Here is a 21,801-nt window from a genome sequence, read left to right on the forward strand (position 1 = left end):
ATTTGTCATTTAGGGTGCTGTATCCTGCCAAGGCTTTTTGAAAGCGCGGATCACCTGCGATTGACAACAGACCTTGCGAGGAGCGACGACGATGCACGAGATACCTAATCTCCCCTTCCCAAGCCTGCACCCTACAGAGCAGCCAACACCGCAACAGGCCAGCCCCAAGCAGCCTGAGGCCAAACAAGCCAAACCAGTCGACAGCAAACGCCAGGACTGACGCCGTACCAGACCGTGTGGAAAGCGCACATTCAAGCGCTTTCCACACTGCCTGAACCCTGAGGTACCCACCATGACCGACACCCTCCCTGATGCCCCGGACGCCGCCGTCCTCGACGCTGCCTTGCAGATGATCGAAGTGTGGAACCGCCTCAGCGCGGACAAGCAAGCCACGCTGCTCCAGCGTTTCGGCACCCAGGAAAACGCCCTGGCCGCCTTGGTGACCACCCAGTTACTGACCCCTGCCCAGACCTGAAACCTGCTTGATCCGAGGTTTTTGCGTTTCGCGCCCCTGCACCGGGCAAAGCATCGGTATCATTAGCAGCCTATCTTTACCTGCTGCGACAGTGGACCTCTCCTATGCCAGATACCCAGCGCCCCATGGCGGTCACGCTGCAAGTCGTTTCCATCGTGCTGTTCACCTTTATCGGTTACCTGAATATCGGCATCCCGCTCGCCGTATTGCCCGGCTATGTGCACAGCCAGCTGGGTTACGGCGCGGTGATTGCAGGCTTGGTGATCAGCGTGCAGTACCTGGCCACCCTGCTGAGTCGCCCGTATGCGGGCAAAATCATCGATAACCTGGGCAGCAAGCGTGCCGTGCTGATTGGCTTGGCGGGGTGTGGCTTAAGCGGTGTGTTCATGCTGCTCGCGGCGTGGTTTTCAAGCCTGCCGGCCTTGAGCCTTGCCAGCCTGCTGATCGGTCGTCTGGTATTGGGCAGTGCTGAAAGCCTGGTGGGCTCGGGCGCCATCGGTTGGGGCATTGGCCGGGTCGGTGCGCAGAACACCGCCAAGGTCATCTCCTGGAACGGGATCGCCAGCTATGGCGCCTTGGCGGTCGGTGCGCCGCTGGGCGTATTACTGGTAAGAAATTTCGGACTGTGGAGCATGGGCGTCAGCATCCTCCTGCTGGCGGCAATCGGCCTGTTGCTGGCCTGGAACAAGGTCGCCGCGCCAATCGTAACCGGCGTGCGCCTGCCCTTCATGAACGTGCTGGGCCGAGTCTTGCCGCACGGCTGCGCGCTGGCGCTGGGCTCTATCGGCTTTGGCACCATCGCGACCTTCATTACCTTGTATTACACCACCCAGCATTGGGAAAACGCGGTGTGGGCACTGAGCCTGTTCGGCGCCAGCTTTATCGGTGCACGCCTGCTGTTTGGTAATTTGATCAACCGGATCGGCGGCTTTCGCGTGGCAATCGCCTGCCTGTCGGTGGAGGTGCTCGGCCTGCTGTTGCTGTGGCTGGCGCCGGATGCGCGCCTGGCGCTGGCCGGCGCGGCATTGAGTGGCTTCGGGTTTTCCCTGGTATTTCCCGCATTGGGCGTGGAAGCGGTCAACCTGGTGCCCGCCTCCAGTCGTGGTGCGGCAGTGGGCGCCTATTCGTTGTTCATCGACCTGTCGCTGGGCATCACCGGGCCATTGGCCGGGGCCGTGGCGGCAGGCTTCGGGTTTGCCTCGATCTTCCTGTTCGCTGCCCTCGCTGCCTGCGGTGGCTTGCTGCTGAGCCTGTACCTCTACCGCCAGGCGCCGAAGGCACGCGAAGCCCGCGACAGCTAGAAGTCGACCTTGCCGCGCCCGGCCTTGATGCTGCCGCGCTTGGTCTTGGATTCCAGGCGGCGTTTCTTCGAGCCCAGGGTGGGCTTGGTCGGACGGCGTTTCTTCTCGACCTTGGTGGCGCTGAGGATCAACTCCACCAGGCGCTCAAGGGCATCGGCGCGATTCTGTTCCTGGGTGCGGTATTGCTGGGCCTTGAGCACCAGCACGCCGTCGCTGGTGATGCGGCTGTCGCGTAATGCTAGCAGCCGCTCCTTGTAAAACTCCGGCAACGATGAGGCCGGGATATCAAAACGCAGGTGCACCGCGCTGGACACCTTGTTGACGTTCTGCCCACCGGCGCCCTGGGCGCGAATGGCGGTCAGCTCGATTTCAGCGTCGGGCAGGTGCACGTTGTTGGAAATTACCAGCATTGGAACAGGTCCGTGATTCAGGCCGATCAGCATACGCCACACGTTCCGCCAGTCCAAAAAAACCCGGCGATACGCCGGGTTCTTTATTGAGGGTTAACGAGGTTACTCAAGTACGGTCTGTGGCCTGACCAGGGCGGCCTGTGCCTTACGCTTGTTTTTCAGCCAGTAACACACAGCCATAAACGCCACCCACACCGGGATCGCATACACCGACACCTGGATTCCCGGGATCATCAGCATGATCACCAGGATAAACACCACGAACGCCAGGCAGATGCAGTTCCCGTACGGATACCACAGCGCCTTGAACAACGGCACCTGGCCGGTACGGTTCATGTGCTGACGGAACTTGAAATGGGAGAAGCTGATCATCGCCCAGTTGATCACCAACGTGGCCACTACCAGCGACATGAGCAACTCCAGCGCATGCTGCGGGATGAAGTAGTTCATCAACACCGCCACCAGCGTGACCGCCGCAGATGCCAGGATCGAACGCACCGGTACTCCGCGCTTGTCGATCTTCGCCAGAGCCTTGGGCGCATCGCCCTGCTCGGCCATGCCCAGCAGCATGCGGCTGTTGCAGTAGGTGCCGCTGTTGTACACCGACAGCGCCGCGGTCAGCACCACGAAGTTGAGGATATGCGCAGCGGTGTTGCTGCCCAGCATCGAAAACACCTGCACGAACGGGCTGCCGCTGTAGGCATCGCCCGACGCGTTGAGGGTGGCCAGCAGGCTGTCCCACGGCGTCAGCGACAACAGCACCATCAAGGCGCCGATGTAGAAAATCAGGATGCGGTAGATCACCTGATTGATCGCCTTGGGGATCACGGTGCGCGGCTGGTCCGCTTCGGCCGCGGTAAAACCGAGCATTTCCAGGCCGCCAAAGGAGAACATGATGATCGCCATGGCCATCACCAATCCGCCGACGCCATGGGGGAAGAAGCCGCCATGGTCCCACAGGTTGCTCACCGAGGCTTGCGGGCCGCCGCTGCCGCTCACCAGCAGGTAGCTGCCCAGGGCAATCATGCCGACGATGGCCACTACCTTGATGATTGCGAACCAGAACTCGGCTTCACCGAAGACTTTGACGTTGGCCAGGTTGATCAGGTTGATCAGCACGAAGAAGGCCGCCGCCGAAACCCAGGTCGGGATTTCCGGCCACCAGTAGTGCACGTACTTGCCGACCGCGGTCAGCTCTGACATCCCCACCAGGATGTACAGAATCCAGCAGTTCCAGCCCGACAGGAAACCGGCGAAACCGCCCCAGTACTTGTGGGCAAAATGGCTGAAGGAGCCGGCGACCGGCTCTTCGACGATCATTTCGCCGAGCTGGCGCATGATCATGAAGGCAATAAAGCCGCAGATGGCGTAGCCCAGGATCATCGATGGGCCGGCGGACTTGAGTACCCCGGCCGAGCCGAGGAACAGACCGGTGCCGATGGCGCCGCCCAGGGCGATCAACTGGATATGTCGATTTTTCAGGCCGCGTTTCAGCTCGCCTGAAGAGGAATGGGGTCCACTCATGAAAAGGGTCTCACGCAAGGTTTGAAGAGGTTGAATGCAGGTTGCTGCCTTGAATTACCGACTCAAGCAGCGCCGCTCAAACCCCAGCGCAGGCACCAGGAGTACAGCGTCTTTATAGCGGTCATGCGTCACCTGTTTGTTTTTATCTGTGACGAAATCGAACCCGTCTGGCTCGTGGCCGGGCGGAGTGATCAGGGCGGATAAACCCTGAGGTCTTGGCCTTTGCGTGGCTACGCAAGAGGCGTCACAGTAAAACGCGGCGCATTGTACACCGCTCGACAGCTTCGGCACGCACCAGGATCGTGCACCCGACAATCTGTCAGCTATTTCTTACAGCTGTTTGATGCCCAAGGATTACGGAACTGTCGCGTAAACCTATCGTTACATACCGGAAAATAGTCTTTACGGTCAGGCTCGGAGGTGGGTTTACGAAAAATTGGCGGTCCGCCACGACTGAAGAATCGGTTCAGCCAATTCGCTGTTTTTTCTCGATAAAAAATAGTGTCAAAAAAACAGAAGAAAAAGTCCAAATGAAACCGTGTCAATAAATATTTTGCATTTTGAAACACACTCTCCTAGGTTCTGTGCACTTGCCGACGAAGCCCGTCGGCAAGCCGTTCTCAAACACCGTCCTCTAGGAGATACACCATGCAAGCACTGGAAAAAGACCTGGAAACCGAACTGCAACTCGACGATTGGTTTGAAGCGCCGACCCATGAGGCCGCCGTTGAAATGATGCAAGCCGATGCCGTTGTGCCATTTGGCACCGCGATGTGGCCGTTCTAACACCCGGCAGGCATTCGGCAGGTGCTGTGCACGGCACCTGCCCCCTTACCCAAGGCATCGAAGGACACCCGTCATGGACAAGGCCCGCGCCGTGGAACATTTTCTCTACTACCTCGCCCACCACCCGGCCCTGAAGGGATTGAACCGCCCTACCGTGCTGCTGGGCCACACCGAACGCTACGACGCCATCGCCCAGGCAATCACCCAGGGCAGTGCCGCCCGTTTCAATTTCCAGGTGCAGCGCCTGGACCTGAGCGCCAGCGAATCCCTGGCCCAGGCCATCGAAGCCTGTGACCTGTACCTGTTCCTCTACGATTCCTCCACCCTGCCCAACCCACGCGCCGAAGGCCCGGATTTTATCCGCGCGCTGCAGGGCGTGATGGCCGAACACTGGAAAAAGTCGCTGTTGTTCAAGGACTACGGCGATTATTTCTACGACACCTTCAGCGTCGAACCGCAGCGCATTGCCGACCTCAACGCCACATTGATCCGGCGCATGTCCGAGGCCAATGTGCTGAGCTTCACCGACAAGCACGGCTCACGCCTTGAAGCCCCCATGAGCAGCATCAAGAAGTGGACCAATATCAACGGCGTCGGCAACCACGACCTGGCGCCCGGCGAGATCGCCACCCACAGCGAAGCCATCAACGGGCAAGTGCGATTTGTCGGCACGTTTCTCAGCACCATCCCCTTTGCACGCAAATATGGCGTGCTGGAGTCGCCGCTGGAACTGTGGATCGAGAACTCCACCATCTGCAGCGTGGCCAGCGACGTGCCGGGTCTGGCGGATGACTTCAACAAGTACCTCAATGCCAACCCGTCCAACCGCCGCGTGGAGGAACTGGGGATTGGGACCAATGAAGGCGTGAAGGATCTGTACGCGCGCAATGCCGGCTTTGAAGAGCGTCATTGCGGGCTGCACCTGGGCCTGGGGGGCGGGCAGAAAGGCAGTCATCACCTGGATCTGATTTTTGCCAGTGGGGTGTTGGCGCTGGATGACAAGCCGGTGTTCGATGGCACGTTTGCTTTTTGAGCCCCTATTTCGAATCAAATGAGGTTCAAAATGTGGGAGGGGGCTTGCCCCCGATTGCGGTGGATCAGCCAATAAATTTGTAACTGACAGACCGCAATCGGGGGCAAGCCCCCTCCCACAGGTGACTGCATTTCAATTTGAGATCGCAAAAAAAACGCCAACCCGAAGATTGGCGTTTTTTGTGCAGCGCTTAAAACATCATTGCGGCTTCTTGCGACCAAACCCAGGACGCTGACCGGAACCGGCCGGCGCGCCACGGCGCTTGCCCGACGGCTCGTCAGCGACCAGTTTCGGGCCAGGGCGCTTGTTGGCCGCCGGCTTGGCTGGGCGCTTGGTGCTGGCGTTGTCGGCGGGGCGATCCGCTTCACCACGGTTGCTGCGACCACCCGCAGGGGCTGGACGCGGCGTGCGTGGCGCGCGGTCACCTTCCTGACGCGATGGCGCGGTGGGGCGACGCTCACCTTCGATCTGCGGCTCACGGGAGATGCGACCGCCAGTGGCCGGTGCATTCAACGCCGGGCGCAGGGTGCGGGCAACACGCTCGGTGCGCGCCACAGGACGCGACGACTTGCGCTGCATACGCTCGAGCTTGTCCTTGCTCTTGGCGTTCATCTGCGGCATCGCCACCGGCGTCAGGCCGACTTCGGCGCTGAGGATGTCGACTTCGTACTGGCTCATTTCGCGCCAGCGGCCCATCGGCAGGTCGGAGTTGAGGAACACCGGGCCGAAACGCACGCGCTTGAGGCGGCTGACCACCAGACCCTGGGATTCCCACAGGCGACGCACTTCACGGTTACGGCCTTCCATCACCACGCAGTGGTACCAGTGGTTGAACCCTTCGCCACCCGGCGCCTGCTTGATGTCGGTGAACTTGGCCGGGCCGTCTTCCAGCACCACGCCAGCCTTGAGGCGTTCGATCATTTCGTCGTCGACTTCACCGCGTACACGCACGGCGTACTCACGGTCCATCTCGTAGGACGGGTGCATCAGGCGGTTGGCCAATTCACCGTCGGTGGTGAACATCAGCAAGCCGGTGGTGTTGATGTCGAGGCGACCGATGTTGATCCAGCGGCCTTCTTTTGGCTTGGGCATCTTGTCGAACACGGTCGGACGGCCTTCCGGGTCGTCACGGGTGCAGATCTCGCCATCGGGCTTGTTGTACATGATCACGCGGCGCACCGACTCGGCCGCCTCTTCACGCTTGATGACCTTGCCATCGATGGTGATAGCGTCATGCAGGTCGACGCGCTGGCCGAGGGTGGCCTCGACGCCGTTGACCTTGATGCGCTTCTGGGTGATCCAGGCTTCGACGTCGCGGCGCGAGCCCACGCCGATACGCGCCAGCACCTTTTGCAGTTTTTCGCCTGCTGGGCCGATTTCCTGGCTGTCGTTCTGGTCTTTGTCGTTCATCTTAAGCACCTCCCGGTGGGTCGATTCAGGCGTGGCCTGAAGAATGTTGAAAGCGGGGCCTTGGCCGAAGAGCTCGGCGAAGGGTCGCGAATCATACGCGCATGCTGCGCGTTGCGCATCAGAGACTAGTCGATCCAGGCGCAATCATTTGCTTTTCCGCCGACCGGTGGCGCCCAGGGCCAACAGGCGCAACTCGGCTTCGGCCAGCACCGTGCGTTTGTCGGCCTTGTCGAGCTTCTTCCAGGCGCGGATTTCGCGCTTGCTGCGGCCACAGCCGACGCAGATGTCGTCGCTGAATTTGCAGATACTGATGCAGGGATCTTTGGTTGAGCTCATATTTTCTCCCAGGCAATAGAGATCAAATGTGGGAGGGGGCTTGCCCCCGATGGCAGTGGGTCAGTTGATGCATAGGTTGGCTGACACACCGCTATCGGGGGCAAGCCCCCTCCCACATTTTGATACACGTCAGTCTTCGAATTGGCGGCGTTCGTTTTCGATGGCTTCGGCCAGCGCCCTGGCTTCGTCTTCCTCATCACTCAACGGTGGCTGTTCGAGGGCCGCGACCGCCGCCAGCAGTTTTTGCCGGGCGTCGGCAACGCCGAGGATGTCTTCTTCGACTGGCGGCTCAACCTCAACGTTCACCTGGGTTTCAGGCTCAGCCGCGCCGTCACGCAGCAAGTCGTCAAAGTCGGTCTTGATGCCCTGCTCCATATCGTCCAGTTCCAGCAGCAAGGTGTGGAAACTGGTTTCGTCTTTTGGCTCCTCCGGCTCGGCGCTGGCGTCGGCCAGTTCCTGCAGGCTTGCCGGGACGGGGGCGTCGTCGAAATCCAGAACGGGCTCGGCTTCCATCTCGCGCAGTTCGGCCAGGGGTGGCAAATCGTCGAGGTTTTTCAGGTTGAAGTGGTCGAGGAACACCTTGGTGGTGGCGAACATTGCCGGTTTGCCGGGCACATCACGGTAGCCGACGATGCGGATCCACTCGCGTTCCAGCAACGTCTTGACGATATGGCTGTTGACCGCCACGCCACGCACGTCTTCGATCTCGCCCCGGGTGATCGGCTGGCGATAGGCGATCAACGCCATGGTCTCCAGCATCGCCCGTGAATAACGCTGAGGGCGTTCTTCCCACAAGCGCCCCACCCACGGGGAAAATTTCTCGCGGATCTGCAGACGATAACCGGAGGCCACCTCGCGCAGTTCAAAGGCGCGCCCCTCGCAGGACTTGCGCAGGATCTCCAGCGCCTTCTTGAACACAGGCGGTTCGGGGCGTTCGGCCTCTTCAAAGAGTTCGAACAGGCGCTCCAGGGATTGCGGCTTGCCCGAGGCCAGGAGAAAGGCTTCCAGCAAGGGCGCCAGTTCGCGGGGTTCAGTCAGATTCATCGATTCAGCTCGTTATTCGGCTCGCGCCCGCACGTGGATAGCCGCAAACGGCTCATTCTGGACCAGCTCAACCAACGACTCCTTGACCAGCTCCAGGATCGCCATGAAGGTCACCACCACGCCCAGGCGCCCTTCTTCTGCGGTGAACAGCTCGACAAACGGCACAAAGCCACCGCCCTTGAGACGCTCCAGCACATCGCTCATGCGTTCGCGGGTGGACAGCGCTTCGCGGCTGACCTGGTGGCTCTCGAACATGTCGCCACGGCGCAATACCTCGGCCATGGACATCAGCAATTCTTCCAGGCTCACGTCGGGCAGCAGTTTGCGCGCGCGGGCCTCCGGGGCATCCAGCTTGGGCACCACCACATCGCGGCCGACACGGCTCAACCCGTCGATACCTTCGGCGGCGGCCTTGAAGCGCTCATATTCCTGCAAGCGACGGATCAGCTCGGCGCGCGGGTCGTCTTCTTCGGCCTCAACCGTCTCCGAGCGCGGCAGCAGCATGCGCGACTTGATCTCGGCGAGCATGGCAGCCATCACCAGGTATTCGGCGGCCAGTTCCAGGCGCACCGATTGCATCAACTCCACATAGCCCATGTACTGCCGGGTGATTTCTGCCACGGGTATGTCGAGGATATTGATGTTCTGTTTGCGAATCAGGTACAGCAGCAAGTCCAGCGGGCCTTCGAAGGCTTCAAGGAAGACTTCCAAAGCGTCCGGCGGGATGTACAGGTCCAGGGGCATTTCCATGACGGCCTGGCCGTAGACCATGGCAAAGGGCAGTTCCTGCTGGGCACCCGCCTGGGGGTCAACGGTTTCCACGACCGACATTCAGGCCTCGACCATGAACGGAGTCGGGTCGCCGCAGCCCACGCGCACCACTTCCGGCTCGCCATCGGCCAGGTTGATCACGGTAGAGGCTTTGTTGCCGCCATAGCCGCCGTCGATGATCAAGTCGACGTGCTTTTCCAGCAGGCGGCGCATCTCGTAAGGGTCATACAGCGGTTCGGTCTCGCCGGGCAGGATCAACGACACGCTCATCAACGGCTCGCCCAGTTCAGCCAGCAACGCCAGGGCAATCGGGTGTTCCGGCACCCGCAGGCCGATGGTGCGCTTTTTCGGGTGCAGCAACAGGCGCGGCACTTCGCGGGTGGCGTTGAGAATGAAGGTGTACGGCCCCGGCGTGTGCGCCTTGAGCAAGCGGAAGGTGCCGGTGTCGACCTTGGCAAACAGCCCGAGCTGGGACAAGTCGCTGCAGATCAGCGCAAAGTTGTGCTTGTCGTCCAGTTGGCGCAGGCGTCTTACCCGCTCGACCGCGCCCTTGTCGCCGATCTGGCAACCGATGGCGTAGGACGAATCAGTTGGATAGATCACCACGCCGCCGGCGCGAATGATCTCCACGGCCTGTTTGATCAGGCGCGCCTGGGGGTTTTCCGGATGAATCTGGAAGAATTGACTCACGTGTTCTACCTGTTCAGACGGTGGCAATAATGGGGTCATGCTTGAATCGCCCCCACAACAGCGGCAGGTCTTGCGGGACCTGGCGATACTCGCCGATCTCGGACCAGCCGCCTGGGCCATGAAAATCACTGCCGGCACTGACCAGCAGACCAAATTCGCGGGCAAGGATCGCCAGGCTGCCGACCTGTTCGGCGGGCTGATGCCCGTTGACCACTTCGATCGCGTGGCCGCCCGCTCCAATATAGTCGCTGATCAGCTTGCGGCGCTTGCTGCGGGTGAAATCGTAATGCCAGGGATGCGCCAGGCTGACCCAGGCCCCGGCGGCCCGCAACGTCGCGACGGTGTCCCCCAGGGTCGGCCAATGTTGCTTCACATCGCCCAACTTGCCCGCGCCCAACCATTTGCGGAAGGCTTCGGCGCGGTCCTTGACGAAACCTTCGCGCACCATCCAGTCGGCAAAATGCGGACGGGCCGGTGCATTGCCGCTGTCACCCAGCGCCTGCTGGATAGCCCGCGCGCCCTCGAGGGCGCCAGGCATGCCTTTAAGGCCGAGCTTGCGGCTTATTTCTTCGGACCGCAGCCAGCGCCCATCGTGCAATTGGGCGATGGCGGCCACCAAGGAGGGGGCGTTCTGCTCGAAACCGTAGCCGAGCACATGAATGGTGGCGCCGCCCCAGGTGCAGGACAATTCCACGCCGTTGACCAACTGCATACCCAACGCATGGGCCGCCGTGCGGGCCTCATCGAGGCCTTCGAGGGTGTCGTGGTCGGTCAGCGACAGGACTCGCACGCCTTTTTCAAACGCACGCGCAACCAGTACCGCGGGCGCCAGGGCGCCGTCGGAGGCCGTGCTGTGGCAGTGCAAATCAACATTCACGGGGGTGTGTAACCTCAAGTCAGCTGGCGCTATCGCAACCAAGGATGTTTGTTATTATGCCGCCACATCCAGCTTCTGGCTCTTACTGTGAAACAATTCATCGACTTCATCCCGCTGTTGCTGTTTTTCATCGTTACCAAACTCGACCCCAGGGTCATCGATATCGCCGGTCACCCACTGTCGTTCGGAGGCATCTACAGCGCCACCGCCGTACTGATCGTCAGCTCCATCGTGGTCTACGGCGCCATCTTCATCTCCCAGCGCAAGTTGGAAAAAAGCCAATGGCTGACCCTCGTCGCCTGCCTGGTGTTCGGTGGCCTGACCCTGGCCTTCCACAGCGAAACCTTCCTCAAATGGAAAGCCCCGGTGGTCAACTGGCTGTTCGCCCTGGTCTTCATCGGCAGCCACTTCATTGGTGATCGCCTGCTGATCAAGCGGATCATGGGCCACGCGCTGACCTTGCCGGAGCCCATCTGGCTGCGCCTGAACGTGGCCTGGATCGTGTTTTTCATCTTCTGCGGTGCGGCCAACCTGTTCGTGGCCTTCACCTTTCAGGAATACTGGGTCGACTTCAAGGTGTTCGGCAGCCTGGCCATGACTTTGTTGTTCCTGGTCGGCCAAGGTATCTACCTGTCGCGCCACCTGCATGACACTGCCGCTACCACGCCGAAAACCGAGGACTGACATGCTCTACGCCATCATTGCCACCGACGTCGCCCACTCGCTGGAAAAACGCCTGAGCGTGCGCCCCGCCCACGTCGAGCGCCTCAAGCAGCTGCAAACCGAAGGCCGCATCGTCCTGGCCGGCCCGCACCCGGCCGTCGACAGCAACGAGCCGGGCGAAGCGGGTTTCACCGGCAGCCTGATCGTTGCCGAGTTCGCCTCCCTGGCCGATGCACAGGCGTGGGCCAAGGCTGATCCGTATGTGGCGGCGGGCGTCTACGCGGATGTCGTGGTCAAGCCGTTCAAGCAAGTCCTGCCTTGAGTCCGGTCGCGGCGAACCAAAACGGTTCGGCGCGATCCCAATGGCTCATTATTCCCGGTAACCTGCCGACAACGTTCTGAATATTCGTGTGGAATCAGGAGTTCCGATGCGCTTACGTCAGTTGTGTCTGTTGGCCGTGTTAACGATCGGGGCGACCGCCCACGCTGAAGAGACCTCCAATGGCGGCAGCTCCACGCCGCTGTCCTTGAGTGCCGGCAGCCAGATCACCGAATTGCAGCAACGCTTGAAAGAAAGCGAAGGGCTGCGCGAAGAACTGAGCAAGCAGCTGCAAAGCGCGCAAGCTACCCGCGAAAGCGCGCAACTGAGTCGCTTGCGTCAGGAGAACCAACGCCTGGCCCAGCAACTCAAAGAGACACAAGACGGCGCGTTGACCCGATGGCTGACCGAGCAGCAGCAATGGTTTGTCACCGGCGCGGCCGTCGCACTGATCGCCTTGCTGTGCGGCATCTTCGCCAGCGGGGGGCACCGTCGTCGTCGACAATGGCTAAATTGAGTGAGTCATGAGCGAGCTGTTACTGATAGATGATGACCAGGAGCTCTGTGAGCTGCTGACCAGTTGGCTGAGCCAGGAAGGTTTCCAGGTGCGCGCCTGCCACGACGGTTCCAGCGCCCGCAAGGCCCTGGCCGAAGCCGCTCCGGCGGCGGTGGTGCTTGACGTGATGCTGCCCGACGGCAGCGGCCTGGAGTTGCTCAAGCAATTGCGCAACGACCACCCGGAACTGCCGGTGTTGATGCTGTCGGCCCGCGGCGAACCGCTGGACCGCATCCTCGGCCTGGAACTGGGCGCCGACGATTACCTGGCCAAGCCCTGCGATCCGCGCGAACTCACCGCGCGCTTGCGTGCGGTGCTGCGCCGCAGCCATCCGGCAGCCGTGTCGAGCCAGATGGAGCTGGGGGACCTGTGCTTCAGCCCGGTGCGCGGCGTGGTCAGCATCGACGAACAGGAGTTCACCCTCACCGTCTCCGAAAGCCGCCTGCTCGAAGCCTTGCTGCGCCAGCCCGGCGAACCGCTGGATAAGCAGGAACTGGCGCAGATCGCCCTGGGCCGCAAGTTGACCCTGTACGATCGCAGCCTGGACATGCACGTGAGCAACCTGCGCAAGAAGATCGGCCCCCACCCGGACGGCCGTCCACGGATCGTGGCGCTGCGCAGCCGCGGTTACTATTACAGTCTTTGAAGCAGCTTCAAGTGGCAAGCTACAAGCGGCAAGTTAGAAGCTATTGACGTGCAGCTTGCAGCTTGCAGCTTACCACTTGAAGCTGCCGCCCTCCCCCTTACCAAATCTTTACCCTCCCCTGACGGCGGCTGACCTTGATCTGAGTAACCTACTCACATCCGGACTCACCGGAATAGAGACAGGAGAATCACCATGCGCAAGACCCTTATCGCTTTGATGTTCGCCGCTGCACTGCCTACCGTCGCCATGGCCGCCATGCCCGAAGGTCCAGGCCCGATGGGCGGCCCTGAAGGCCACATGATGGGTGGCCCGGGCCACGGTGAACACGGTCCGCGTGGTAAAGGTGGCCCATTCAGCCAACTGGACTTGAGCAAGGAACAACGCGAGCAGATCCGCAAGCTGATGGGTGACCAATGGCACGCTCGCAAGGACCTGACCCAGAAGTACCTGGCCAAGCTGCCCGCCGCCGACCAGAAAGCCATGCAGGACGAGATCGCCGCCGGCAAGCAGAAAACCCAGGCCGACATCCGCGCCGTGCTCAAGCCCGACCAGCAGAAGAAGTTCGACGATATCGTCAAGCAGCAAGAGCAGCGCCGTGCCGAATGGAAGGAATTCCAGGCCTGGAAAGCGCAGCAGCCGCAAAAAGCGCAATAATACCCTTGCGTTAATGCTCCCAGCCCAGTGGCCCCCCGCCGCTGGGCTTTTCCTATTTGAGGGTTTCCTGTGCGTTCATTGTTCTGGCGCATCCTGGCGAGTTTCTGGCTGGCCATTGCCTTGGTTGCCGGGCTGTCGATACTGCTTGGGCATATGTTGAACCAGGACGCCTGGATTCTCAGCCGCCACCCCGGCCTCAACAACCTGGCGCAAGAGTGGACGCAACTCTACGAAGCCCAGGGCGAGGACGCGGCTCAGGAGCTGCTGCAGCAACGCAAGCGCCAGTACCACATTGACGTGCAAGTGTTGAACGAAGGCGGCGAGCCGGTGGTGCGCGGCACCTTCCCGCGCCGCGCCGCCGCCTTCGAAGCCCGGCAGAACGACAGCCAGGACGGTCACCTGCCCTGGCGGCGCCTGACCGCCGAGTACACCAGTGAAAAAACCGGCGACACCTACCTGCTGATCTACCGCATTCCCCATCCGGAACTCGACGCCTGGCACCGCAGCAGCCTGTTGTGGCCGTTCAGCGCCCTGGCCATTGCCCTGGTGGTGCTCACGCTGTTCAGCCTGCTGGTGACATTGTCCATCACCCGTCCGCTGAGCCGACTGCGAGGCGCGGTGCATGACCTGGGCCAGGCCACCTACCAGCAGAACAGCCTGGCGCAATTGGCCAACCGCCGTGATGAATTCGGCGTGCTGGCCACCGACTTCAACCGCATGGGCGCACGCCTGCAGAGCCTGATCGGCAGCCAGCGCCAACTGCTGCGCGACGTCTCCCACGAACTGCGCTCACCCCTGGCTCGCCTGCGTATCGCCCTGGCCCTGGCCGAACGCGCCAGCCCCGAAGAGCGGCAAAAACTGTGGCCGCGCCTGACCCGCGAATGTGACCGCCTGGAAGCCTTGATCAGCGAAATTCTGGTACTGGCCCGGGTGGATGCCGACAACGCCAGCGCCGAAGAGGTGGACCTCAATACACTGCTCAAGACACTGCAAAAGGACGCTCAGCTCAGCGCACCGGAGCAAGTGGTGCAGCTGTCGGCCGAGCACGACCTGCGTCTCAAAGGCTGGCCGACCATGATCGAGCGCGCCGTGGATAACCTGCTGCGCAATGCCCAGCGCTTCAACCCGGCCGAGCAACCGATCGAGCTGAACGCGCAGCGGCGCGGCGAGCGCATCCTGATCAGCGTGCGCGATCACGGCCCCGGTGTTGAAGCCGAGCACCTCGGCCAATTGGGCGAGCCGTTCTACCGCGCACCCGGCCAGACCGCGCAAGGTCACGGCCTGGGCCTGGCGATTGCACGTCGCGCCGCCGAACGCCATGGCGGCCAGTTGATCCTGGCCAATCATCCTGAGGGCGGTTTTATCGCCAGTATCGAACTGCCCCTGGTGCCTGGGGTTGCCACACCGGCCTGACGTTCTTCTATAGTGGCCCTTCTCTTACGGAGGGCCTTTGATGACTGACCTGCTGACTCCCATCCAAGCCGCACTCGATCTTGCGCAAACACCCCTGAGCCTGAGCGAGTCCGGCGCCCTGCCCTCGGCCTTCGCCGTGACCGACCTGGCCGCCGCCAGCATCGGCGCCGCCGGCCAGGCCATCGCCGAGCTTATCCGGCAGCAGACTGCACGCTTGCCCAGCCTCAGCGTGGACCGTCGCCTCGCCTCGTTCTGGTTCTCCTCCACGATTCGCCCCCTGGGCTGGCAAGTGCCCCCGCTGTGGGACCCGATCGCCGGTGACTACGCCAGCGCCGACGGCTGGATCCGCTTGCACACCAACGCCCCCCATCACCGCACGGCCGCTGAACGCGTGCTGGGCAAGGTCACTGACCGTATAGAAATGGCGCGTTACGTCGCCCAATGGAACGCCGCCGAGCTGGAACAGGCGGTGGTCGATGCGGGCGGTTGTGCGGCGCAGATGCGCACGTTGCAAGACTGGCAGAACCACCCTCAAGGCTTGGCGGTGAACGCCGAGCCACTGGTGCAGCGTCAAGCCTTCGAAACCTTCAGCGACAAACCCTGGCTCGGCAGCGCAGCCCGCCCGCTGGCCGGTATCAAGGTGCTTGACTTGACCCGCGTCTTGGCCGGCCCGGTCGCCAGTCGTTTTCTCGCGGGTCTGGGTGCGGATGTCGTGCGCATCGACTCGCCCACCTGGGACGAGCCCGGCGTAGTGCCGGAAATGACCCTGGGCAAACGCTGTGCGCGCCTTGATCTGAAAAGCCCCCAAGGCCGGCAGGTATTCGAGGCGTTGCTCAAGGAAGCCGACATGCTTGTGCACGGTTACCGCGCCGATGCCTTGGAGCAGCTGGGCTACCCTGCCGAGGAGCTGCAACGCATTGCGCCGGGGCTTATCGACGTCAGCCTCAATGCCTATGGCTGGAGCGGCCCGTGGCGCAATCGGCGCGGCTTCGACAGCCTGGTGCAGATGAGCAGCGGGATTGCCGACGCCGGGATGGCCGGCATGCACGCGGACAAACCGGTGCCGCTGCCGGTGCAGGCGCTGGACCACGCCACCGGTTACCTGATGGCGGCCAGTGCGATCCGCGCCTTGACCGAGCGCCTGGCATCCGGCCGGGGTGGGTCGGCACGCTTGTCATTGGCGCGCACGGCGAAGTTACTGGTGGATGCAGGCCAGGTACCGCAGCAACCGCCGCTGCGGGCCGAAGATGCGCGTGATCAAGGCCTGGTGGTGGAGCAGACGGCCTGGGGCCAGGCGCATCGCCTGCTGGCGCCGGTGAGCATCAATGGCACGCCTCTGCAGTGGGACTTGCCGGCGGGAGAACTGGGGGCGCACCGGCCGCAGTGGTGACTTCTAGGACGCCATCGGGGGCAAGCCCCCTCCCACACTCTTAAAGCATTCACCGTTCAATGTGGGAGGGGGCTTGCCCCCGATGAGGCCCATACAGCCACCCTCAATCCCGACGCCCCAGCGACGCCCACAAATGCTGCGCCGCATACGCCCTGAGCGGACGCCACGCCTCGGCCCGCGCCAACAAGTGCCGCGCCGACACCGGCCCGCCTTCCAGCGCCGCCAGCGCATTGATCAACCCGATGTCCCCGGGCGCAAACGCATCCGCCTCGCGCAACTGACGCATGGCGATGTAGTGCGCGGTCCAGTCGCCGATCCCCGGCAGCGCGACCCACCGCGCAACGCTTTCCTTCAAGCTGGCCTGGGGCACAAACAGCTGCGGATCATCCAGCAGCGCCTGGGCCACTCCCGACAACGTGCGCCCTCGTGCCCTCGGCATGCCCAGGGTGGCGAGGTCTGCTGCCGCCAACACTTCAGCCGTCGGGAACACGTGGGTAATAGCGGCATGGGGTGTCTGCAGCGGCTGGCCGTATTGCGCCACCAATTTACCTGCCAGGCGAATCGCCGCCACCACCGTGATCTGCTGGCCCAGCACGGCGCGCATCGCCAGCTCCAGACCGTCCCACGTTCCCGGCAGGCGCAGCCCGGGGCGGGCAGCCACCAGTTGCGCCATCAGCGGGTCGCGGGCCAACGTTGCGTTGATCCGTTCAGGTTGGGCATCCAGGTCAAACATTCTGCGCAGCCGCCGCTCGATTTCCGGCAGGACTGCAGGGTCGGGAAAGTCGACCCCCACGTCCAACCAATCACCCGCCCCTGGCGCAACGCTGATCCAACCCTGCTGCCCAGCCAGACTGATGCTGCGCCGGTACACCCCGGCCTCCACACTCTCCAGCCCGCTGATCGCCCGCGCCGACAAAAACTCCAACATCGCTGCCCAGTCGTAGGGCGGCTGATAGGCCAGCCTCATAACGAAAGCACCCCGCTATACAGCCCATAGGCCGCCAGCCCAGCCCCGGCAACCACGCAGCCGAAAATGCCTTTTTCCACCGTGGTGAACAACGGCTGGCCCTGCTCGCGCTTGGCCTGGGCGAACAGGATCACCCCAGGCGCATACAGCAGCGCCGACAGCAGCAGGTACTTCAGCCCACCCGCATACAGCAGCCACACGGCATAACCCAGGGCAATCAGGCCGACCAGCAAATCCTTCGTGCGCCGGCCCTGGGCGCCCTCATAGGTTTCGCCACGCCCGCTCAGCAGCACCGCATAGGCCGCCGACCACAGGTAGGGCACCAGAATCATCGAGGACGCCAGGTAGATCAGGGTGGTGTAGGTGCTGGCGGAAAACAGCGTGATCACCAGGAAGGCCTGGATCATCAGGTTGGTCAGCCACAGGGCGTTGACCGGCACCTGGTTGGCGTTTTCCTTCTTCAGGAACGCCGGCATGGTCTTGTCCTGGGCGGTCGCGTACAGGATTTCCGCACACAGCAATGCCCACGACAACAGCGCCCCCAGCAGCGAAACCGCCAGGCCGATGCTGATCAAGATCGCCCCCCACGGCCCGACGATATGTTCCAGCACCCCGGCCAGCGACGGGTTTTGCAACTGCGCCAGTTCCGGCTGGCTCATGATGCCTAAGGACAGCACGTTCACCAGCACCAGCAGCGCCAGCACGCCGAGAAAACCGATCACGGTAGCCCGGCCCACGTCCGCGCGCTTCTCGGCCCGCGCCGAGTAAACGCTGGCGCCTTCGATACCGATAAACACAAACACCGTGACCAGCATCATGTGGCGCACCTGCTCCGTCACACTGCCCATTTGCGGGTTGCCCAGGCCCCAGATATCGCGACTGAAAATGTCCGCCTTGAACGCCACGGCGGCAATCACGATAAACATCAGCAGCGGTACGATCTTCGCCACAGTGGTGACCTGGTTGATGAAGGCCGCCTCCTTGATCCCGCGCATCACCAGAAAATGCACCGCCCACAACAATAGCGACGCACAGCCGATCGCCAGCGGCGTGTTGCCCTGGCCGAACACCGGAAAGAAGTAGCCCAGGGTACTGAACAGCAATACGAAGTAACCGACATTGCCCATCCACGCACTGATCCAGTAACCCCAGGCGGACGAAAAACCCATGTAGTCGCCGAACCCGGCCTTGGCGTAGGCATACACGCCGGAGTCCAGCTCGGGCTTGCGGTTGGCCAGGGTCTGGAACACAAAGGCCAGGGCCAGCATGCCCACCGCCGTGATCCCCCAACCGATCAGCACCGCGCCGGCGCCCGCGCGTGCGGCCATGTTCTGTGGCAGGGAAAAGATCCCGCCGCCGATCATCGAACCCACCACCAGGGCGATCAGGGCACTGAGCCTAAGTTTCTGTGCTGGGTGGGCCATCGGAACTCCTCGCGATAAATTTTTTAGCTGACACCTGTGCACTCAACTAATTCATTAAATCAGTGTAGCGCTTCATAACATAAGGGCATGTAAACACAGGAAGTTTAGGCTTATTTAGAATTTAAATAAGTGCCAAGTACGGCCATCGTCAAACTTCGATTAAAAAGTTTGCACATTCACGAATACGAACTAGCTTCATACATCCATGCCCCAACCAAATCATTAATCAGAAAGACGCAAGGGCTCTGCAAAGCGCTTCTTCGAGATTTTTATCGCCCGCGAAATATCCACCCTAAGTCGTTAATTCACAATGGAATGTGCCAATGAAGTGATCTGAGTCAGCTGTTTGATTAGCGCACAGAATTATTCTGTGGTCTCTCTCTCCTGCATTGGAGTCACTCAATGTCTGATTCTCCCGGAAAACTTAGGCTTGGCGCGCTGGTTGCGCTTGTCGTGGGTTCGATGATTGGCGGTGGGATCTTCTCACTGCCGCAAAACATGGCCGCCAGTGCCGACGTGGGCGCGGTGTTGATTGGCTGGCTGATTACCGCCATCGGCATGTTGACCCTGGCCTTCGTGTTCCAGACCCTGGCCAACCGCAAGCCGGACCTCGACGGCGGTGTCTACGCCTACGCCAAGGCCGGTTTCGGCGACTACATGGGTTTCTCCTCCGCCTGGGGTTACTGGATCAGTGCCTGGCTGGGCAACGTCGGTTACTTCGTGCTGCTGTTCAGTACCCTCGGCTACTTTTTCCCGATCTTTGGCGAAGGCAATACCCCCGCGGCGGTGATTGGCGCCTCGGCGTTGCTGTGGGCCGTGCATTTTCTGGTGCTGCGCGGGATCAAGGAAGCGGCGTTCATCAACCTGGTGACCACGGTCGCCAAGGTGGTGCCGCTGGTGCTGTTCGTGTTGATCGCGCTGTTCGCGTTCAAGCTGGACATCTTCACCGCTGACATCTGGGGCGTGAAAAACCCCGAACTGGGCAGCGTGATGAACCAGGTGCGCAACATGATGCTGGTCACCGTGTGGGTGTTCATCGGCATCGAGGGCGCGAGCATCTTCTCGTCCCGCGCCGAGAAACGCTCCGACGTGGGCAAGGCCACCGTGATCGGCTTTATCACCGTGCTGCTGTTCCTGATGCTGGTGAACGTACTGTCACTGGGCATCATGACCCAGCCGGAATTGGCCAAGCTGCAGAACCCGTCGATGGCCGCCGTGCTGGAGCATGTGGTGGGCCACTGGGGTGCGGTGCTGATCAGCGTCGGTTTGATCATCTCGCTGCTGGGGGCGTTGCTGTCGTGGGTGCTGCTGTGCGCGGAGATCATGTTCGCCGCCGCCAAGGACCACACCATGCCCGAGTTCCTGCGCAAGGAGAACGCCAACCACGTGCCGGTCAACGCCCTCTGGCTGACCAACGCGATGGTGCAACTGTTCCTGGTGATCACGCTGTTTTCCGCCAGCACTTACCTGTCGCTGATCTACCTCGCCACCTCGATGATCCTGGTGCCTTACCTGTGGTCGGCGGCTTATGCGCTGCTGCTGGCGGTGCGCGGCGAGACTTACGAAAACGCCCTCAAAGAGCGCCGCAAAGACCTGTTCATCGGCGCCATTGCACTGATCTACGCGATCTGGCTGCTCTACGCCGGCGGCACCAAATACCTGCTGCTCTCCGCCCTGCTCTACGCCCCCGGCGCGATCCTGTTCGCCAAGGCCAAGCGTGAACTGGGCAAACCGATATTCACCAACGTCGAGAAGCTGATTTTCGCCGCAGTGATCATTGGCGCCCTGGTGGCTGCCTATGGCCTGTATGACGGCTTCCTGACGCTGTAATTGTAAGTTCACTGGAGGATCTGAAATGACCACGGAAAAAGTGAAGTACGGCGTTCATTCCGAAGCCGGCAAACTGCGCAAAGTCATGGTGTGCTCCCCAGGCCTGGCCCACCAGCGGCTGACCCCCAACAACTGCGACGAGCTGCTGTTCGATGACGTGCTCTGGGTCGCCCAAGCCAAGCGCGACCACTTCGACTTCGTCACCAAGATGCGCGAGCGGGACATTGATGTGCTGGAAATGCACAACCTGCTGACCGATATCGTCGCCATCCCCGAAGCGCTGGACTGGATTCTGCAGCGCAAGATCACCGCCAATACCGTCGGTCTGGGCCTGGTCGACGAAGTCGGTTCCTGGCTGCGCAGCCTGGAGCCGCGCAAGATCACCGAATTCCTGATCGGTGGCGTATCGGCCGAAGACTTGCCGAGCAGCTTCGGTGGCAGAACCATCGAGATGTTCCGCGACTTCCTCGGCCACGCCAGTTTCATCCTGCCGCCGCTGCCCAATACCCAGTTCACCCGCGACACCACCTGCTGGATCTACGGCGGCGTGACGCTCAACCCGATGTACTGGCCGGCGCGCCGCCAGGAAACCCTGCTGACCAGCGCCATCTACAAGTTCCACCCCGAGTTCACTAACGCGGACTTCCAGATCTGGTACGGCGACCCCGACCAGGACCACGGCGCCGCCACGCTGGAAGGCGGCGATGTAATGCCGATCGGCAACGGCGTGGTGTTGATCGGCATGGGCGAGCGTTCGTCGCACCAGGCCATCGGTCAACTGGCGCGCAACCTGTTCAAGAACAAAGCCGTGGAACGCGTGATCGTTGCCGGCCTGCCCAAATCCCGTGCGGCGATGCACCTGGACACGGTGTTCAGCTTCTGCGACCGCGACCTGGTCACCGTCTTCCCCGAAGTGGTCAACCAGATCGTGCCCTTCACCCTGCGCCCTGATGAGAGCAAGCCCCACGGTATCGACATTCAAAGGGAGACCACCAACTTCCTCGAAACCGTTGCTGCAGCGCTCAACCTCAAGGCCCTGCGTGTGGTCGAGACCGGCGGCAACAGCTTCGCCGCCGAACGCGAGCAATGGGACGACGGCAACAACGTGGTGGCCGTGGAACCGGGCGTGGTGATCGGCTACGACCGCAACACCTACACCAACACCCTGCTGCGCAAGGCGGGGGTGGAAGTCATCACCATCAGCGCCGGTGAACTCGGCCGAGGCCGTGGCGGCGGCCACTGCATGACCTGCCCGATCATCCGCGACCCAATCGACTATTAA

Annotated in this window: 23 protein-coding genes; 13 read left to right on the top strand and 10 right to left on the bottom strand. The window is 61.8% G+C overall.

What is annotated here, in order from left to right; all coding sequences use genetic code 11:
- The first annotated feature begins 292 nt into the window (after positions 1 to 292).
- Together SC318_RS20675 and SC318_RS20680 are read left to right on the top strand one after the other, a co-directional pair.
- Positions 293 to 475 carry a hypothetical protein gene (locus SC318_RS20675; RefSeq protein WP_306494381.1) on the top strand — a complete coding sequence of 61 codons (183 nt, stop codon included), beginning with the start codon at positions 293 to 295 and terminating at the stop codon, positions 473 to 475.
- A gap of 104 nt (positions 476 to 579) precedes the next feature.
- The gene (locus tag SC318_RS20680; RefSeq protein ID WP_320428267.1) at positions 580 to 1,776 is read left to right on the top strand and encodes an MFS transporter; all 1,197 of its coding nucleotides are present in this window, start codon (positions 580 to 582) and stop codon (positions 1,774 to 1,776) included.
- Here SC318_RS20680 and arfB read toward each other — a convergent pair.
- Together arfB and SC318_RS20690 are read right to left on the bottom strand one after the other, a co-directional pair.
- Complete coding sequence (gene arfB, locus SC318_RS20685) at positions 1,773 to 2,186, bottom strand: alternative ribosome rescue aminoacyl-tRNA hydrolase ArfB (protein WP_017847165.1); 414 nt, start codon at positions 2,184 to 2,186, stop codon at positions 1,773 to 1,775. The two genes, SC318_RS20680 and arfB, sit on opposite strands and share 4 nt — an antisense overlap.
- Before the next feature lie 102 nt (positions 2,187 to 2,288).
- Positions 2,289 to 3,710, bottom strand: coding sequence for an amino acid permease (locus SC318_RS20690; protein ID WP_320428268.1), 1,422 nt, complete (start codon positions 3,708 to 3,710; stop codon positions 2,289 to 2,291).
- Between the two features lie 648 nt (positions 3,711 to 4,358).
- On the opposite strand from SC318_RS20690, the gene SC318_RS20695 reads away from it, so the two are divergent.
- Both SC318_RS20695 and SC318_RS20700 read left to right on the top strand, forming a co-directional pair.
- The gene (locus tag SC318_RS20695; RefSeq protein WP_003237751.1) at positions 4,359 to 4,496 is read left to right on the top strand and encodes a hypothetical protein; all 138 of its coding nucleotides are present in this window, start codon (positions 4,359 to 4,361) and stop codon (positions 4,494 to 4,496) included.
- Between the two features lie 73 nt (positions 4,497 to 4,569).
- Complete coding sequence (locus tag SC318_RS20700) at positions 4,570 to 5,529, top strand: CgnE/CgnB domain-containing protein (RefSeq protein ID WP_320428269.1); 960 nt, start codon at positions 4,570 to 4,572, stop codon at positions 5,527 to 5,529.
- 198 nt (positions 5,530 to 5,727) lie between these two features.
- Here the strand turns inward: SC318_RS20700 and rluB are convergent, their stop codons facing one another.
- From rluB to SC318_RS20730, 6 genes are all read right to left on the bottom strand, one after another.
- Positions 5,728 to 6,939, bottom strand: coding sequence for a 23S rRNA pseudouridine(2605) synthase RluB (rluB, locus tag SC318_RS20705; RefSeq protein ID WP_071484392.1), 1,212 nt, complete (start codon positions 6,937 to 6,939; stop codon positions 5,728 to 5,730).
- 144 nt (positions 6,940 to 7,083) lie between these two features.
- Complete coding sequence (locus tag SC318_RS20710; RefSeq protein ID WP_025858413.1) at positions 7,084 to 7,275, bottom strand: DUF1289 domain-containing protein; 192 nt, start codon at positions 7,273 to 7,275, stop codon at positions 7,084 to 7,086.
- Between the two features lie 129 nt (positions 7,276 to 7,404).
- On the bottom strand, positions 7,405 to 8,319 hold the full coding sequence (gene scpB / locus SC318_RS20715) for an SMC-Scp complex subunit ScpB (RefSeq protein WP_320428270.1): 915 nt from the start codon (positions 8,317 to 8,319) through the stop codon (positions 7,405 to 7,407).
- Positions 8,320 to 8,331: 12 nt separating this feature from the next.
- Positions 8,332 to 9,030: a segregation and condensation protein A gene (locus SC318_RS20720; RefSeq protein WP_164365898.1), complete on the bottom strand. Its 699-nt coding sequence runs from the start codon at positions 9,028 to 9,030 to the stop codon at positions 8,332 to 8,334.
- 120 nt (positions 9,031 to 9,150) lie between these two features.
- Positions 9,151 to 9,780 carry an L-threonylcarbamoyladenylate synthase gene (locus SC318_RS20725; RefSeq protein WP_034115727.1) on the bottom strand — a complete coding sequence of 210 codons (630 nt, stop codon included), beginning with the start codon at positions 9,778 to 9,780 and terminating at the stop codon, positions 9,151 to 9,153.
- 13 nt (positions 9,781 to 9,793) lie between these two features.
- Entirely contained in the window at positions 9,794 to 10,657 is an 864-nt protein-coding gene (locus SC318_RS20730; protein ID WP_320428271.1) for a PHP domain-containing protein, read from the bottom strand.
- Positions 10,658 to 10,744: 87 nt separating this feature from the next.
- Here SC318_RS20730 and SC318_RS20735 point away from each other — a divergent pair, with 87 nt between their 5' ends.
- From SC318_RS20735 to SC318_RS20765, 7 genes are all read left to right on the top strand, one after another.
- Positions 10,745 to 11,341: a septation protein A gene (locus SC318_RS20735; RefSeq protein WP_306494386.1), complete on the top strand. Its 597-nt coding sequence runs from the start codon at positions 10,745 to 10,747 to the stop codon at positions 11,339 to 11,341.
- Between the two features lies 1 nt (position 11,342).
- Entirely contained in the window at positions 11,343 to 11,642 is a 300-nt protein-coding gene (locus SC318_RS20740; protein ID WP_320428272.1) for a YciI family protein, read from the top strand.
- A 106-nt stretch (positions 11,643 to 11,748) separates the two neighbouring features.
- Positions 11,749 to 12,156 (top strand): SH3 domain-containing protein, encoded by a 408-nt coding sequence (locus SC318_RS20745; protein ID WP_306494388.1) that lies wholly within the window; start codon positions 11,749 to 11,751, stop codon positions 12,154 to 12,156.
- Positions 12,157 to 12,163: 7 nt separating this feature from the next.
- Positions 12,164 to 12,841, top strand: coding sequence for a response regulator transcription factor (locus SC318_RS20750; protein WP_320428273.1), 678 nt, complete (start codon positions 12,164 to 12,166; stop codon positions 12,839 to 12,841).
- A 192-nt stretch (positions 12,842 to 13,033) separates the two neighbouring features.
- A complete protein-coding gene (locus SC318_RS20755) occupies positions 13,034 to 13,495 on the top strand; it encodes an LTXXQ domain protein (RefSeq protein WP_306494390.1) in 462 nt (153 codons plus the stop codon).
- 69 nt (positions 13,496 to 13,564) lie between these two features.
- Positions 13,565 to 14,908 carry a sensor histidine kinase gene (locus tag SC318_RS20760; RefSeq protein ID WP_320428274.1) on the top strand — a complete coding sequence of 448 codons (1,344 nt, stop codon included), beginning with the start codon at positions 13,565 to 13,567 and terminating at the stop codon, positions 14,906 to 14,908.
- 40 nt (positions 14,909 to 14,948) lie between these two features.
- The gene (locus SC318_RS20765; RefSeq protein ID WP_320428275.1) at positions 14,949 to 16,298 is read left to right on the top strand and encodes a CoA transferase; all 1,350 of its coding nucleotides are present in this window, start codon (positions 14,949 to 14,951) and stop codon (positions 16,296 to 16,298) included.
- Positions 16,299 to 16,401: 103 nt separating this feature from the next.
- Here SC318_RS20765 and SC318_RS20770 read toward each other — a convergent pair whose 3' ends face one another.
- Together SC318_RS20770 and arcD (SC318_RS20775) are read right to left on the bottom strand one after the other, a co-directional pair.
- On the bottom strand, positions 16,402 to 17,265 hold the full coding sequence (locus SC318_RS20770; protein ID WP_320428276.1) for a DNA-3-methyladenine glycosylase family protein: 864 nt from the start codon (positions 17,263 to 17,265) through the stop codon (positions 16,402 to 16,404).
- Entirely contained in the window at positions 17,262 to 18,689 is a 1,428-nt protein-coding gene (gene arcD / locus SC318_RS20775; RefSeq protein WP_320428277.1) for an arginine-ornithine antiporter, read from the bottom strand. The genes SC318_RS20770 and arcD (SC318_RS20775) overlap by 4 nt, the downstream gene beginning before the upstream one ends.
- A 402-nt stretch (positions 18,690 to 19,091) precedes the next feature.
- On the opposite strand from arcD (SC318_RS20775), the gene arcD (SC318_RS20780) reads away from it, so the two are divergent.
- Positions 19,092 to 20,519, top strand: coding sequence for an arginine-ornithine antiporter (gene arcD, locus SC318_RS20780; RefSeq protein ID WP_320428278.1), 1,428 nt, complete (start codon positions 19,092 to 19,094; stop codon positions 20,517 to 20,519).
- Positions 20,520 to 20,544: 25 nt separating this feature from the next.
- Positions 20,545 to 21,801 (top strand): arginine deiminase, encoded by a 1,257-nt coding sequence (arcA, locus tag SC318_RS20785; protein ID WP_320428279.1) that lies wholly within the window; start codon positions 20,545 to 20,547, stop codon positions 21,799 to 21,801.

This window comes from Pseudomonas sp. MUP55 (genome assembly GCF_034043515.1).
In the GTDB taxonomy this organism is placed as follows: Bacteria; Pseudomonadota; Gammaproteobacteria; order Pseudomonadales; family Pseudomonadaceae; genus Aquipseudomonas.

What these genes read in the sequence shown, in the direction of transcription:
- SC318_RS20675 (WP_306494381.1), top strand. Translation starts at nt 293, where the DNA reads ATGACCGACACCCTCCCTGATGCCCCGGACGCCGCCGTCCTCGACGCT.
- arcD (WP_320428278.1), top strand. Translation starts at nt 19,092, where the DNA reads ATGTCTGATTCTCCCGGAAAACTTAGGCTTGGCGCGCTGGTTGCGCTT.
- scpB (WP_320428270.1), bottom strand. Translation starts at nt 8,319, where the DNA reads ATGAATCTGACTGAACCCCGCGAACTGGCGCCCTTGCTGGAAGCCTTT.
- SC318_RS20770 (WP_320428276.1), bottom strand. Translation starts at nt 17,265, where the DNA reads ATGAGGCTGGCCTATCAGCCGCCCTACGACTGGGCAGCGATGTTGGAG.
- SC318_RS20750 (WP_320428273.1), top strand. Translation starts at nt 12,164, where the DNA reads ATGAGCGAGCTGTTACTGATAGATGATGACCAGGAGCTCTGTGAGCTG.
- SC318_RS20690 (WP_320428268.1), bottom strand. Translation starts at nt 3,710, where the DNA reads ATGAGTGGACCCCATTCCTCTTCAGGCGAGCTGAAACGCGGCCTGAAA.
- arcD (WP_320428277.1), bottom strand. Translation starts at nt 18,689, where the DNA reads ATGGCCCACCCAGCACAGAAACTTAGGCTCAGTGCCCTGATCGCCCTG.
- SC318_RS20695 (WP_003237751.1), top strand. Translation starts at nt 4,359, where the DNA reads ATGCAAGCACTGGAAAAAGACCTGGAAACCGAACTGCAACTCGACGAT.
- SC318_RS20710 (WP_025858413.1), bottom strand. Translation starts at nt 7,275, where the DNA reads ATGAGCTCAACCAAAGATCCCTGCATCAGTATCTGCAAATTCAGCGAC.
- rluB (WP_071484392.1), bottom strand. Translation starts at nt 6,939, where the DNA reads ATGAACGACAAAGACCAGAACGACAGCCAGGAAATCGGCCCAGCAGGC.
- SC318_RS20765 (WP_320428275.1), top strand. Translation starts at nt 14,949, where the DNA reads ATGACTGACCTGCTGACTCCCATCCAAGCCGCACTCGATCTTGCGCAA.
- SC318_RS20700 (WP_320428269.1), top strand. Translation starts at nt 4,570, where the DNA reads ATGGACAAGGCCCGCGCCGTGGAACATTTTCTCTACTACCTCGCCCAC.
- arcA (WP_320428279.1), top strand. Translation starts at nt 20,545, where the DNA reads ATGACCACGGAAAAAGTGAAGTACGGCGTTCATTCCGAAGCCGGCAAA.
- SC318_RS20745 (WP_306494388.1), top strand. Translation starts at nt 11,749, where the DNA reads ATGCGCTTACGTCAGTTGTGTCTGTTGGCCGTGTTAACGATCGGGGCG.
- SC318_RS20680 (WP_320428267.1), top strand. Translation starts at nt 580, where the DNA reads ATGCCAGATACCCAGCGCCCCATGGCGGTCACGCTGCAAGTCGTTTCC.
- SC318_RS20740 (WP_320428272.1), top strand. Translation starts at nt 11,343, where the DNA reads ATGCTCTACGCCATCATTGCCACCGACGTCGCCCACTCGCTGGAAAAA.
- arfB (WP_017847165.1), bottom strand. Translation starts at nt 2,186, where the DNA reads ATGCTGGTAATTTCCAACAACGTGCACCTGCCCGACGCTGAAATCGAG.
- SC318_RS20755 (WP_306494390.1), top strand. Translation starts at nt 13,034, where the DNA reads ATGCGCAAGACCCTTATCGCTTTGATGTTCGCCGCTGCACTGCCTACC.